Origin of the sequence: Staphylococcus sp. GDY8P94P, assembly GCF_017892255.1 — a bacterium.
GTDB classification, from domain to species: Bacteria; Bacillota; Bacilli; order Staphylococcales; family Staphylococcaceae; genus Staphylococcus; species Staphylococcus cohnii.
On the sequence record NZ_JAESKU010000001.1, the window covers coordinates 77,988 to 91,298 of the forward strand.

Consider the following 13,311-nt stretch of genomic DNA (forward strand, 5'->3'; position numbering starts at 1 on the left):
CTATACACTACTAAATAGAAATTACGATTTTTTATGAATATTTATAGATGTTTTATTGCTTTATTGCTAATATCTTTTCGATAAAATAACGCGTCACTTTGAATCTTTTCTACAGCTTTATAAGCATTTGCTTTAGCGCTTGCAATATCATTGCCCTCTCCCAATGCTAAAATGACACGTCCACCATTGGTTACAAATTTATCTTTATCTCGTTTCAAACCACTGACAAAATAATTACCATTTAAATCAAACCCTGAAACTGCTTTGCCTTTTTCGTAATTACCAGGGTACCCTTTAGAAGCAAGCATTACACCAACGATCGAAGCATCTTTCCACTTAAAGGTTATTTTATTTTTAGCTTCTAAGTCTATGACATGTTGCATTAAATCGCTTTCCAATCTTGTCAGTAATACTTGTGCTTCAGGGTCACCAAATCTTGCATTAAATTCTATTACTTTCGGGCCATCTGCTGTTAAAATCACGCCAATATAAAGAACACCAAAAAATTCATAACCTTCTTTATACATTGCTTTGGCTATAGGTTGTACAATTACTTCATTAGTAAGTTTAAGTACTTCTTTATTTATGTGAGGTACGGGGCAATACGCTCCCATCCCTCCAGTATTAGGCCCTTTGTCATCGTCATATGCACGTTTGTGATCTTGTGCAATACAATCAAACGGCACAGCGTAATCACCATTTACAAATGTCATCAATGAGAATTCTTCACCTTCTAAGAATTTTTCAAAGACAACCGTACCAAGCTCTTGTGGATACAATGAGTGAACTGCTTCTTCAGCTTCATCATAATTCTCGGCTATAATAACACCTTTACCAGCTGCCAAACCATCTTTCTTTAACACAATAGGATATTGGCATGTTTTAATATAACGTAACGCATCTGTTTTATTTGATATTTCTTTGTATTCTGCAGTAGGAATATGGTATTTTTGCATTAATTGCTTTGCGAATAATTTCGATCCTTCAATCTGAGCAGCTGCTTGATTAGGACCAAATACTTTGATCTTTTTTGCGATTAGTTTGTCTGCTAAACCTTCAGTAAGTGGCTGTTCTGGTCCAATAATGACCCACGAAATATTATGCGCAACAGCAAATTCAACAATTTGATTATGGTCGGTTTCTGCTATTTCACAATGTACATTTGCAATGTCTGACATTGCATCATTTCCTGGAATTGCAAAAATTTCATTTACGAGTGAAGATTGTTTTAACTTATGTGCTAAAATATGTTCTCTTCCGCCTGTGCCAATGACTAGTACTTTCATAAATAATTTTGCCTCCAATATTTTAATGTTTAAAGTGTCTAATGCCAGTAGTTACCATTGCAATGCCATATTTATTTGCCATATCTATTGAATCTTGATCTTTAATTGAACCACCAGGTTGAATGATGGCTTTAATACCATGTTGCGCGGCAAGTTCTACTGTGTCATCCATCGGGAAGAAACCATCCGATACCATTACGACATTATCATTAATTTCAACCGCACGTTCTATTGCAATTTTTGCTGATCCTACCCTATTCATTTGTCCGGCACCAATACCAACTGTTTGTTTATCGTTACATAAGATAATTGCATTACTTTTAACAGAAGCGACCACTTTCCATCCAAGTAACATTGCATTCCATTGAGCTTCTGTAGGTACATTTTCTGTAACAACTGTTAAGTCATCACTTTTTATTAACACATTATCTTTATCTTGTATTAAATATCCACCTGAAACAGATACTATTTCTTGCTCATTATTATCGATTGTCATATCAATTTCTAATAATCTTATATTTTTCTTCTTACTTAAAATAGCTAACGCTTCCTCAGAAAATTTTGGTGCAATAATCACTTCCAAGAATATACTGTGCAGCGTTTCTGCCAAAGTGGCGTCAACAGTTCTATTTAATGCTACTATGCCTCCGAAAATAGATTGACTGTCTCCTTCAAATGCACGCTGATATGCTTCAGAAATGTTTGTACCAATACCTACACCACAAGGATTCATGTGCTTAACAGCAACTGCAGCAGGCGTTTCAAATTGTTTAACTAATGACAGTGCCGCGTCTGCATCTTTAATATTGTTATAACTCAATTGCTTACCATGCAATTGTTTCGCGCCACCTAACGTATGATTAGCATCTGATGTTCTTACAAATGAAGCTTGTTGTTGTGGATTTTCACCATATCTTAAACTTTCTTTGTTTTCTTTAAAGAAATCAACAATTGCATGATCATATTGATTCGTATGTTCAAATACTTTAATCATCAATGATTTTCTATAAGATTCATCTAATTGATTTGATTTTAGTTTTTCAATAACTTCATTATAGTCTGATGGATGTACGATTGTAGTAACGTGTTTGAAGTTTTTAGCTGCTGCACGTAACATTGTAGGTCCACCAATATCTATATTTTCAATCGCGTCATTTTCTGAAACATCTGGATTTGCAACAGTCTCTTTGAATGGATATAAATTTACGACTACCATGTCTATTAAATCAATTTGCTGTTCTTTTAATTGTGCTAAATGTTCTGGTTTATTGCGATCAGCTAAAATACCGCCATGAACAGCTGGGTGTAATGTCTTGACTCTCCCATCCATAATTTCATCAAAATGTGTGAGTTCTGATATAGATTTAACTGTAATATTTGCTTCAACTAACGTTCGCATCGTACCACCAGTCGAATACAACTCGTATCCTAATTGTTGGAGTGATTGTGCAAAAGGTACAATACCTGTTTTATTAGATACACTTATAATTGCCTTTTTCATGTTTATTGGCACCTCTTATTGAATAATTTTTGAAATAACTTCTGGATATAATTCATGTTCAATCGCTTTTATTCTTTCTTCTAATCGCTCTTTCGTATCGTCCGGTTTTATTTCACATGTGCGTTGTTCAATAATTTCTCCTGTATCCATCCCACTATCTACGAAATGTACTGTTGTACCTGTAATGTTGTCACCACTATTTAATGCTTGACCAATCGCATCTTTACCTCGATATTTTGGCAATAACGAAGGATGAATATTAATGATGCGTTTTTGATATGCATTTAATATATTTTCACCGATTAATTTCATATAACCTGCTAAAATAATCCATTCAACTTTTTCTGTAGTTAACCATTCAATGATCTTTCGCTCATAGTCTGCTTTAGAATCAAAATTTTTAAGCTCATTAATATGTACATCTAATTGATACTTTCTTGCGCGCTCAATACAATAAGCATTTACTTGGTCCGTATATAATGCAGTCACTTCAATTTGAGGTAAATTACCTGCTTCTATTTGTGACATGATACTTTCAAAGTTACTTCCTGATCCTGAAGCAAAGATAGCAATTTTCGTCACTTTTATACCCCCGTCAATTGAATTGGTTCTTCACTTTTAAAAATTTCACCAATTCTATATGCATTTACTTGTGCTTCTTTTAGTGTGTTTAATACTTTAGCTTCATCATTAGCATCAACAACTATGGTAAAACCAATGCCCATATTGAATACATTGTACATTTCTTTGGTTGAAATGCTGCCTTGCTTTTGTAACCACTCAAATATTTTTGGTGTTGGAAATTGTGTTACATCAATTGTTGCACCCACGCCTTCAGGCAACACTCTTGGAATATTTTCAATAAATCCGCCACCAGTGATATGTGTCATCGCATGTATATGTACGTGTTCTTTTACAGCTAATACAGGCTTGACATATAATCGAGTAGGTTCTAAAAAGATATCCAAAAATGTGTGATTTTGATCAAATTTATCTTGTAGATCAATACCTGATTTTTGTATTAAATTTCTCACTAAGCTATAACCGTTGGAATGTATACCACTTGATTCAAGTCCTATAATTACATCACCTGATTTTACGTCAGAGCCATCTATATATGCTTCTTTTTCAACTGCTCCTACAGCGAATCCAGCCAAATCATATTCACTTTCATGATACATCTCACCCATTTCAGCTGTTTCGCCACCTATAAGTGCTGTATTCGTAGCTTCACAACCGTCACTAACCCCTTTGACAATCTGTTCAATAACTTCTGGAACTACTTTGTTAGTAGCAATATAATCTAAGAAATACAATGGCTCTGCACCAGTTGTTAAAATATCATTGACACACATCGCTACTGCATCAATACCTATCGTATCGTGTTTGTTGTTATCAATCGCTAACTTTAATTTAGTGCCAACGCCATCTGTACCAGATACGAGTAATGGTGCTTTCATATTTAACTGTGATAAATCAAATGTTGCACCAAATCCTCCTAATCCACCTAAGACTTCTTTACGCAATGTTCGTTGAACATGGCTTGACATACGTTCAACCGCTTCGTAACCTGCACTAATATCAACGCCTGCTTGTTGGTATGCTTTAGACATTTAAATTACCCTCCCTATCAAAGTATTGTTTATGATTTGCTAAATATTCTTTTTGACGTTCGCTTAAATGTTCAAAATAATCTTTTTCATAATCATAAAGACCAGCAGGATAATCACCTGTAAAACTTTCTACACATAACCCTTTATATGGTGCATCTACTTCAAGGCCAATTGAATCTATCAAACCAGCTACAGTTAGATAGGCCAAAGAATCAGAGCCAATATGTTCGCTGATTTCTGAAGGTGATTTATTCGCTGATATGAGTTCAGCAGTTGTAGAAACATCTATGCCATAAAAGCTTGGAAACATAAATTCTGGAGAGGCAATACGTACATGCACTTCATTAGCTCCAGCATCTTTTAGCATTTGAACAATGCGTTTGCTTGTCGTTCCTCTAACAATAGAATCATCCACTAAGACGATATTTTTGCCTTGTACGATATCTTTTACTGCCGATAATTTGACCCTTACACCTTGCTCTCGTAATTCTTGTGTCGGTTGAATAAATGTACGTGCTACATATTGGTTTTTGACCAAGCCCATTTCATATGGCAAACCACTTTGTTCAGCATAACCAGATGCTGCTGAAAGTGATGAATTAGGTACGCCAATAACCATATCCGCATTATCAACAGGACTTTCTAATGCTAATTGTTTACCAGATTGTTTACGAATAGCATGAACATTTTTTCCTGCAATAGTAGAATCTGGTCTAGCAAAATAAATGTACTCCATAGCTGATATTGCTGTATTCGTATGTCTCGTATAAGATTCTATTCGAATTCCTTCATCATTGATAACCACATATTCACCTGCATGAATGTCTCTAACGAACTCTGCACCTAAAACATCTATGGCACAAGTTTCACTTGCAATGATATAGGCACCTGTTTTCATTTTTCCTACAACTAATGGTCTAATTGCATTTGGATCAACAGCACCATATAACGCATCCTTTGTTAATAGTGCAAATGTAAAACCACCTTTTATTTTACGTAAACTCTCCTGTAATGCTTCCTCAAAGGTTGGCGCTTTACTTTTACGAATTAAATGCATAATTACTTCTGTATCTGAAGAAGAATGAAAAATAGACCCTTGATGTTCTAAAGACTTTCTTAAACTTTGTGCATTAATAAGATTTCCGTTATGACAAACTGCAACGCTCATATCATAAAAATGGTACAAAAATGGTTGTATATTTTCTATACCTTTATTGCCTGACGTAGCATATCGTACATGACCAATCGCATGTTGATAAGATTTAAATGCTTCCAACTGGGTATCCGTAATAGCTTCAGTCAAAAGACCAAGTCCTCTTTCTCCAGTAAGTTTTTGGCCGTCAGAACACACCATACCTGCGCCTTCTTGACCTCTATGTTGTAAGCTGTGTAACCCCATATACGTCAATTGTGCTGCCTCATGATGATTCCAAATACCAAAAACGCCACACTCTTCATTTAATCCGTTGTAGTCATACATTTAGGAATTGCTCCTTCCCACTGTTCATTCAATTGTTTCACATCACGTGAAATTATAGTGTCGCCATTTGAAACTACAAATTTTTCATTTTCTGTTAATATACCAACTTGAATGGCATCTGCTATTTCTAAAGGTTGATCTCCTTTTACAGCCACAATATAACGCCCTTGTGTTTCGCTGAATAATTGCTCATGCTTAAGATTTAAAGTTACATCTAAGCCCATTTGATAATGTGCACTAATACGAGCTAATGTCATTAACAGTCCACCTTTACCAACTGTTTGGACGTGAGAAGCAATACCACTGCGGATTGCTTTTTTAATTGACTCTCCTCTTTTGACTTCATTTGATAAATCAATGGTTTCAACCTCGTGATTCACTTTACCGTAAAGTAATTTTTCAATTTGGCTCCCACCAAAATCGCTATGTGTATCGCCTACAATATAAAGCGTATCACCTGCTTTGGGCGTGAAATCATTGAAATAATCAATTTCTTCAATCAAACCAACCATGCCTACAACGGGTGTAGGGAATATTGAAGTCTCTTTTGTTTCGTTATACAGAGAAACATTACCCGAAACTACTGGCGTCTTTAATATTTCACAAGCTTCTGCCATACCTTTCGTAGAATCTGCTAATTGTTGATAAATTTCTTTTTTCTCTGGTGATCCATAGTTCAAACAATCAGTCATCGCTAAAGGCGTAGCACCAACAGAGATCAAATTACGGTATGCTTCTGCTACTACCATCTTTCCACCTTCATATGGATTATTAAAGACAAATCGTGCTTCACCATCTATCGTAGAAGCAATTGCTTTATTTGAACCTTCGACACGAACAACGGAAGATTGTAATCCTGGTTTGACAATCGTATTCGCACCAACTTGTTGATCATACTGTTCATATAAATAGCGTTTGGAAGCAATTGTTGGATGAACAAGTAAACGATTAAATATATCTTCAACATCAATATCACTATAGTCATTTTGTGGTTCATTATATAGCGGTGTTTCACCTTCAAGTACATATACAGGCGCTTCATCAGATAATGGCTGTACTGGTATATCAGCGTAAATTTCATCTTCATATGTAAGGACAAAACGATCTGTATCTGTAACTTCACCGATAACTGCACTATCCAATTCGTGTTTATCAAATAAATTCAAAAATTTAGCTTCAGATCCTTTTTCTACTACTAATAGCATACGTTCTTGGGTTTCAGAGAGCATCATTTCATAAGGAGAAATACCTTTTTCTCTTGTTGGTACTTTTTCTAATTGTAGATGTAAGCCACTGCCACCTTTAGCAGCCATTTCTGACGAGGATGATGTTAGACCAGCAGCTCCCATATCTTGGATGCCAACAAGTTCATCAAACGTAATTGCTTCTAATGTCGCTTCCATAAGTTTTTTACCTACAAATGGGTCACCAATTTGTACTGATGGACGTTTACTTTCACTATCTTCGCTTAGTTCTTCTGAAGCAAAAGTAGCGCCATGAATACCATCACGACCTGTTTTCAACCCTACATATATAACCGAATTACCCGAACCTTTAGCAGTACCTTTTTGAATTTTATCGTGATCAATAATACCCACACACATTGCATTCACCAGTGGATTGCCATCATATCTATCATCAAACTCTATCTCACCCGCTGTAGTTGGAATTCCAATACAATTACCATAGCCACCAATACCGGCTACTACACCACGTAATAAACGACGATTTTGTTTTTCTGTCAATTCACCAAAGCGTAAACTATTCAATAAATTTATTGGTCTAGCACCGATGGAAACAATATCTCGTATAATGCCTCCGACACCTGTTGCCGCACCTTGATAAGGTTCAACAGCTGAAGGATGATTATGTGATTCAACTTTAAATACCACTGCTTGATTGTCACCAATATCTACCACACCCGCACCTTCACCAGGCCCCATCAATACATGTTCGCCTGAAGTTGGAAACTGAGTTAAAAATGGTTTTGAATGCTTATAAGAACAATGTTCACTCCACATTACAGAGAAAATGCCAATTTCAGTAAAATTGGGTTCACGACCTAGAATTTCACATACTTTATCGTATTCTGACTCTGATAATCCCATATCTTTATATCGTTTTTCTAATTTGATTTCTTCCACACTTGGTTCAATAAACTTAGACATTTTGTTCCCTCCAACTATTTACCATTGCTTCAAATAATTTAACGCCACTATCAGTTCCTAATAAAGCGTCCATTGCGCGTTCGGGGTGCGGCATCATGCCACAAACATTTCCATTTTCATTGACAATACCTGCAATATCATTGTACGAACCATTGGGATTATCCTTATACTTTAAAATGATTTGATTGTTTTCTGCTAATCTGTCATACATTTCTGATGTACAATAGTAATGACCTTCACCATGCGCTACAGGATATATTACTGTTTCATTTTCTTCATATAATTTGGTATATGGCGTTTGGTTATTTACAACTTTTAATAGCTCATTTCGGCTTACAAATAAATGTGAATCATTATGCAATAAAGCGCCTGGAAGCAAACCTATCTCAGTAAGAATTTGAAATCCATTACAAACACCTAATACTGGTTTCCCTTCATTCGCGAAACGTTTAACTTCTTCAGTGATAGGTGCAACACTTGCCATCGCACCTGAACGTAAGTAGTCACCAAAAGAGAAACCACCGGGTATTAACACACCATCAAAACCTTCTAAAGATGTATTTCTATAGTCCACATATTCTGCTTCTACACCGGATTTCAATGCTGCATTATACATATCCCTATCACAATTAGATCCTGGGAATTTTAGCACTGCAAATTTCATTATGCTTTCTCCCCTTCTTCCAATACTTTATAGCTATATTCTTCAATAACTGTATTTGCAAAAAGTTTTTCGCTTAAAGTAGTAATGACATTGTGAACTGCAGCATCAGTAGCTTCATCAACTTTCATGTACAATAATTTACCAACGCGTATATCATTAACTTGTGTGTATCCTAGATCATGTACTGCGCGATTTAAAGCTTGTCCTTGTGTATCTAATACTTGCGGTTGTAATGTGATATGCAATTCAATTGTTTTCATTTTATAGTTCCTCCAATTTATTAAGAAAAGTTTGATAAGTTTCTATGATTGAACCCGTTTCTTCACGATAAACATCTTTATCAAAATTTGTATCACTATATTTATCCCAAATACGACATGTATCTGGTGAAATTTCATCTGCTAATAGAATTTGACCATCCTTGCTGCGCCCAAATTCTATTTTGAAATCTACAAGTCGTAAATCCATACCATCCATTAATTCAATCAACACTGCATTAATTGTTTTTGCTGCCTCTTTTAACTTTTCAATTTCTTCTTTACTAGCTAAATGTAATAACTGTATGTGATCTTCTGTAATTAAAGGGTCATTTAAATCATCGTTTTTATAGAAGAAGTCAACTAAAGGACTTTCAAACGTATGTCCTTTATCAAAGCCTAATCTCTTTGTTATAGAACCCGCAGCGATGTTTCTCACTACGACTTCTAATGGGATAATTTCCACAGATTTCACGAGTTGTTCAGTTTCTGATAGTTGCTCGATAAAGTGACTATCAATATCACGTTCTTGAATAAAACTAAAAATTCTAGAAGTAATTTGATTATTTAAACGACCTTTACCTTCAATAAAATCTTTTTTCGCTCCATTGCCGGCTGTGACTTCATCCTTATATTCAATTCGAAGCACATCCGATTGCGCCGTAGAAAAAATTCTTTTTGCTTTTCCTTCATATAACAAAGACATTAGCTATGTCTCCCTTCAAAATGATTTAGTAAAGTTTGTTCTGTTTGTTCTACATGATTTGTCAGCATAGTAAGGTGACCCATTTTTCGGTCAGGCTTGCGACTTATTTTGCCATAAATATGTACATGCCATTCAGGATGAGCATCGAATTTATGTTCCAGCAAATCTAAATCTCTGCCTAATAAATTCATCATTACACTAGGTTTTAACAATTCAATTGTTTCTGGTAACCGGTGACCAGTAACTGCTAATATATGTGTATCAAATTGCGAATAATCGCATGCTTCTATTGAATAATGTCCAGAATTATGAGGTCTAGGTGCAATTTCGTTCACAAACAATTGATTGCTTGTATCAATGAAAAACTCCACCGTGAACGTGCCCACAAAATGAATATGTTTGATAATTTTCTCAACTTCTTTTCGTGCCATTTGTTCAATTTGTGGTTGTACACGAGCAGGTACAACTGTCTTAAATAATATTTGGTTTTGATGTTCATTCTCTTGTAATGGAAAATAGATGATTTGATTATCGTTACCGATGGTTACTGTTAATGAAACTTCTTTTTGTAGTTCTAAAAATTTTTCAGCAACACATTCTTGTTTATTAATTAATGTTTTAGCATTATCCAAATCTGCTTCATTTGTAATAAGCGCTTGCCCTTTTCCGTCGTATCCACCAAATCTTGTTTTTACCATAAACGGAAAACCAATATTTTCTACAGCTTGAGATAAACTGTCTGCATCGGATAACTTCACAAATGGTGCTACTTGAGTTCCGGCATTTTGCAATGTTTGTTTTTCAATCAATCTATCTTGTAATAGTTGTATAGCTTGGTAACCTTGAGGAATATTATATTGGGAAACTAATGTTTGCAATTGATTCGCAGAAATATTTTCAAATTCATATGTGATAACGTCGGATAATTCACCTAGTTGAACAAGCGATTGTTCGTCATCATAGTTTGCATTTATAAACTGATGTGCTACATGTTGGCATGGACAATTTTCATCGGGATCTAACACAATGACTTTAAAACCCATTTTCTGAGCAGATTGTGCCATCATTTTACCTAATTGCCCGCCACCAATAATTCCAATCGTTGATCCAAATGATAGTTTATTGAAGTTCATGTTGCATCTCACTCACTTTCTCAACCAATGATTTTTCATAATTTTCCAAATTCTTTTGGACTACTTTATTACCAATGCTGAGCATTCTGGCAGCAAGTATCCCCGCATTTTTTGCTCCAGATTTCCCTATAGCTGTTGTAGCCACAGGAATACCACCTGGCATTTGGACAATAGATAGGAGAGAGTCTAATCCTTTTAAGCTTTTAGATTCTATAGGTACACCAATTACTGGTAACGTCGTCATCGAGGCAACCATACCTGGTAAGTGTGCTGCACCACCAGCGCCAGCAATAATGACATCATAGCCATCATCTCTGGCTCCTTTAGCAAATTCATACATTAATTGAGGCGTACGATGTGCAGAAACAACTTTCTTTTCATACGGTATCTCTAGTTGCTCTAACATTTGACAACTTTCTTTCATAGTCTCCCAATCGGAAGAACTACCCATTATGACTACCACTTTCAAAATGAACACCCTTTCAGAAATTTGAAATGTTATGACTATTAGATGTATATTACAGATATAGCATAACAACTAAAAATCGCTTTTTCAATCAAAAATCGAACTTTAACACAAAAAAATCGTTAAATTTTCGTCTTTTGGTTGAAAAACATGATGGTAATTATGTTAAAGTTAAGTAAAGTTCATACATTGGAGGAGGATTTTTTCATGGTCGCAAAAATTTTAGACGGTAAACAAATCGCAAAGGATTATAGACAAGGTCTAAAAGATCAAGTCGAAGCTTTACAAACTAAGGGTTACACACCAAAATTATCAGTAATATTAGTAGGTAACGATGGTGCAAGTAAAAGTTATGTGAATTCAAAAAAGAAAGCTGCAGAAAAAATCGGTATGATTTCTGAAATCGTACATTTAGATGAAAGTACTAGTGAAGATAAAGTATTAAGCGAACTTCAACGCTTAAATGAAGATGATAGTGTGAGTGGTATATTAGTTCAAGTTCCACTACCAGATCAAGTAAGTGAACAAAAAGTATTAGAATCGATTAATCCTGCTAAAGATGTAGATGGATTTCATCCTGAAAATATAGGTAAATTATATATTGACCAACAAACATTTGTACCTTGTACACCACTTGGTATTATGGAGTTACTAAATCATGCTGACATTGATTTAGAAGGTAAAGATGCTGTTGTTATAGGTAGAAGTCATATTGTAGGTCAACCAGTTTCAAAACTATTATTACAAAAAAACGCTTCAGTTACGATTTTGCATTCTAGAACTAAAGATATGCATCAACATTTAAAAAATGCTGACATTATCGTTAGTGCTGTCGGACGTCCTGGTCTTGTTACTAAAGATGATGTTAAAGAAGGCGCAGTTGTAATTGATGTAGGTAATACACCTGACGAAAACGGTAAATTAAAAGGTGATATTGCCTATGATGAAGTTAAAGAAATTGCCGGAGCTATTACACCTGTGCCTGGTGGTGTAGGCCCAATGACGATTACAATGGTATTAAACAATACACTTATGGCAGAAAAAATGCGTAGAGGCATCGAATAACACTATTGTTTTAAGAAACATATTTCAAAAAATGAACAAATTTGAGACACCTTATCTTTAATTACCAATAAATAAACGTCAATTTCTAGATTGTTACAATAGAAGTTGACGTTTATTTTTTATGTAATGCTACAACGCTTTTACTCATTGATCAATATGTCTTGTTTCATTCAAAGATAGTTTTAATCTTACTTATTCCTTTCAAATCACTTAGTTTAATTGTAGAAGATGCCTATTATTTTAATGAGATTTCTGCCCCACCACATATCTACTTTTAAGTAATGTTCTAAAATAATCCATCCATTTTAAAACATACATTAATGACGTTTTCTTCGAATATCACTCAATTTTGTTTAATTGCTATTATGTTAATCAAAAATATTACAATTAACTGAATTTTTTCAAAAAATTATCACTCAATTTACACTATTGCGTTATATTAAGACTATAGTACGATGTAATTTCATTCAAAATAACATATAGTGTATTTAAGATAAAAAATAAATGACGCTCATACGGAGGTTTACGTTATGAATAAATTAATGCAGTCATTATCAGCACTCGGTGTATCTGCAACACTTGTTTCACCTAATTTAAGTGCAGAAGCTACAGAAAATTCTATACCTGAATTAAAAGGAACAAACGATGTAATCATTGATAAAGGAAATAACTATAATTTATTAAATGGTGTACGTGCCTATGACAAAGAAGATGGTGACTTGACGCACAAAATTTCAGTAAATGGAAATATTAATACAGAAAAAGAAGGAAAATATAAAGTTGAATATACTGTAGAAGATTCAGAAGGTGCAATGAATAAATCAGTAAGATATATCGAAGTAAAATAATTTATGAATACATATGTCACTATGAAATTCACATCAAATCATTAATATTTGGTGTGAATTTATCCTATCGTCTAAAATATGACACTTTTCACAAAATGTACACATAATTTTAACAAATCTTTGA

The 13,311-nt window shown here is 34.5% G+C and carries 13 protein-coding genes; 2 read left to right on the forward strand and 11 right to left on the reverse strand.

Annotated features, from left to right (window positions below; genetic code table 11):
• Positions 1-41 precede the first annotated feature (41 nt).
• The 11 genes from purD to purE are packed head-to-tail and all read right to left on the reverse strand — an operon-like array spanning position 42 to position 11,277.
• Positions 42-1,286, reverse strand: a complete 1,245-nt coding sequence (purD, locus tag KA926_RS00365) for a phosphoribosylamine--glycine ligase (RefSeq protein ID WP_210143402.1) — start codon at positions 1,284-1,286, stop codon at positions 42-44.
• Positions 1,287-1,308: 22 nt separating this feature from the next.
• Entirely contained in the window at positions 1,309-2,787 is a 1,479-nt protein-coding gene (purH, locus tag KA926_RS00370) for a bifunctional phosphoribosylaminoimidazolecarboxamide formyltransferase/IMP cyclohydrolase (RefSeq protein ID WP_192946824.1), read from the reverse strand.
• A 15-nt stretch (positions 2,788-2,802) separates the two neighbouring features.
• The gene (gene purN / locus KA926_RS00375) at positions 2,803-3,369 is read right to left on the reverse strand and encodes a phosphoribosylglycinamide formyltransferase (protein WP_019468136.1); all 567 of its coding nucleotides are present in this window, start codon (positions 3,367-3,369) and stop codon (positions 2,803-2,805) included.
• Positions 3,370-3,371: 2 nt separating this feature from the next.
• On the reverse strand, positions 3,372-4,400 hold the full coding sequence (purM, locus tag KA926_RS00380; RefSeq protein WP_210143403.1) for a phosphoribosylformylglycinamidine cyclo-ligase: 1,029 nt from the start codon (positions 4,398-4,400) through the stop codon (positions 3,372-3,374).
• The gene (gene purF, locus KA926_RS00385; RefSeq protein WP_183076775.1) at positions 4,393-5,880 is read right to left on the reverse strand and encodes an amidophosphoribosyltransferase; all 1,488 of its coding nucleotides are present in this window, start codon (positions 5,878-5,880) and stop codon (positions 4,393-4,395) included. Before purF ends, purM begins: the two co-directional genes overlap by 8 nt.
• Positions 5,859-8,048 (reverse strand): phosphoribosylformylglycinamidine synthase subunit PurL, encoded by a 2,190-nt coding sequence (purL, locus tag KA926_RS00390; protein ID WP_192946826.1) that lies wholly within the window; start codon positions 8,046-8,048, stop codon positions 5,859-5,861. Before purL ends, purF begins: the two co-directional genes overlap by 22 nt.
• Positions 8,041-8,712 carry a phosphoribosylformylglycinamidine synthase I gene (purQ, locus tag KA926_RS00395; protein WP_192946827.1) on the reverse strand — a complete coding sequence of 224 codons (672 nt, stop codon included), beginning with the start codon at positions 8,710-8,712 and terminating at the stop codon, positions 8,041-8,043. The genes purL and purQ overlap by 8 nt, the downstream gene beginning before the upstream one ends.
• Positions 8,712-8,972 carry a phosphoribosylformylglycinamidine synthase subunit PurS gene (gene purS, locus KA926_RS00400; protein WP_192946828.1) on the reverse strand — a complete coding sequence of 87 codons (261 nt, stop codon included), beginning with the start codon at positions 8,970-8,972 and terminating at the stop codon, positions 8,712-8,714. Before purS ends, purQ begins: the two co-directional genes overlap by 1 nt.
• Position 8,973: 1 nt before the next feature.
• On the reverse strand, positions 8,974-9,675 hold the full coding sequence (gene purC / locus KA926_RS00405; RefSeq protein ID WP_192946829.1) for a phosphoribosylaminoimidazolesuccinocarboxamide synthase: 702 nt from the start codon (positions 9,673-9,675) through the stop codon (positions 8,974-8,976).
• Complete coding sequence (gene purK, locus KA926_RS00410; RefSeq protein WP_210143404.1) at positions 9,675-10,808, reverse strand: 5-(carboxyamino)imidazole ribonucleotide synthase; 1,134 nt, start codon at positions 10,806-10,808, stop codon at positions 9,675-9,677. Before purK ends, purC begins: the two co-directional genes overlap by 1 nt.
• A complete protein-coding gene (purE, locus tag KA926_RS00415; RefSeq protein ID WP_210143405.1) occupies positions 10,795-11,277 on the reverse strand; it encodes a 5-(carboxyamino)imidazole ribonucleotide mutase in 483 nt (160 codons plus the stop codon). The genes purK and purE overlap by 14 nt, the downstream gene beginning before the upstream one ends.
• Before the next feature lie 204 nt (positions 11,278-11,481).
• Between purE and folD the strand changes: the two genes are divergently transcribed.
• Together folD and KA926_RS00425 are read left to right on the forward strand one after the other, a co-directional pair.
• Complete coding sequence (folD, locus tag KA926_RS00420) at positions 11,482-12,339, forward strand: bifunctional methylenetetrahydrofolate dehydrogenase/methenyltetrahydrofolate cyclohydrolase FolD (protein ID WP_192946832.1); 858 nt, start codon at positions 11,482-11,484, stop codon at positions 12,337-12,339.
• 530 nt (positions 12,340-12,869) lie between these two features.
• Positions 12,870-13,187: an immunoglobulin-like domain-containing protein gene (locus KA926_RS00425; RefSeq protein WP_107385241.1), complete on the forward strand. Its 318-nt coding sequence runs from the start codon at positions 12,870-12,872 to the stop codon at positions 13,185-13,187.
• Positions 13,188-13,311: the final 124 nt, after the last annotated feature.

Excerpts from the sequence above, each read along its gene's own strand:
- purQ (WP_192946827.1), bottom strand. The coding sequence starts at position 8,712 with ATGAAATTTGCAGTGCTAAAATTCCCAGGATCTAATTGTGATAGGGAT.
- purK (WP_210143404.1), bottom strand. The coding sequence starts at position 10,808 with ATGAACTTCAATAAACTATCATTTGGATCAACGATTGGAATTATTGGT.
- purD (WP_210143402.1), bottom strand. The coding sequence starts at position 1,286 with ATGAAAGTACTAGTCATTGGCACAGGCGGAAGAGAACATATTTTAGCA.
- KA926_RS00425 (WP_107385241.1), top strand. The coding sequence starts at position 12,870 with ATGAATAAATTAATGCAGTCATTATCAGCACTCGGTGTATCTGCAACA.
- folD (WP_192946832.1), top strand. The coding sequence starts at position 11,482 with ATGGTCGCAAAAATTTTAGACGGTAAACAAATCGCAAAGGATTATAGA.
- purC (WP_192946829.1), bottom strand. The coding sequence starts at position 9,675 with ATGTCTTTGTTATATGAAGGAAAAGCAAAAAGAATTTTTTCTACGGCG.
- purM (WP_210143403.1), bottom strand. The coding sequence starts at position 4,400 with ATGTCTAAAGCATACCAACAAGCAGGCGTTGATATTAGTGCAGGTTAC.
- purS (WP_192946828.1), bottom strand. The coding sequence starts at position 8,972 with ATGAAAACAATTGAATTGCATATCACATTACAACCGCAAGTATTAGAT.
- purF (WP_183076775.1), bottom strand. The coding sequence starts at position 5,880 with ATGTATGACTACAACGGATTAAATGAAGAGTGTGGCGTTTTTGGTATT.
- purL (WP_192946826.1), bottom strand. The coding sequence starts at position 8,048 with ATGTCTAAGTTTATTGAACCAAGTGTGGAAGAAATCAAATTAGAAAAA.
- purH (WP_192946824.1), bottom strand. The coding sequence starts at position 2,787 with ATGAAAAAGGCAATTATAAGTGTATCTAATAAAACAGGTATTGTACCT.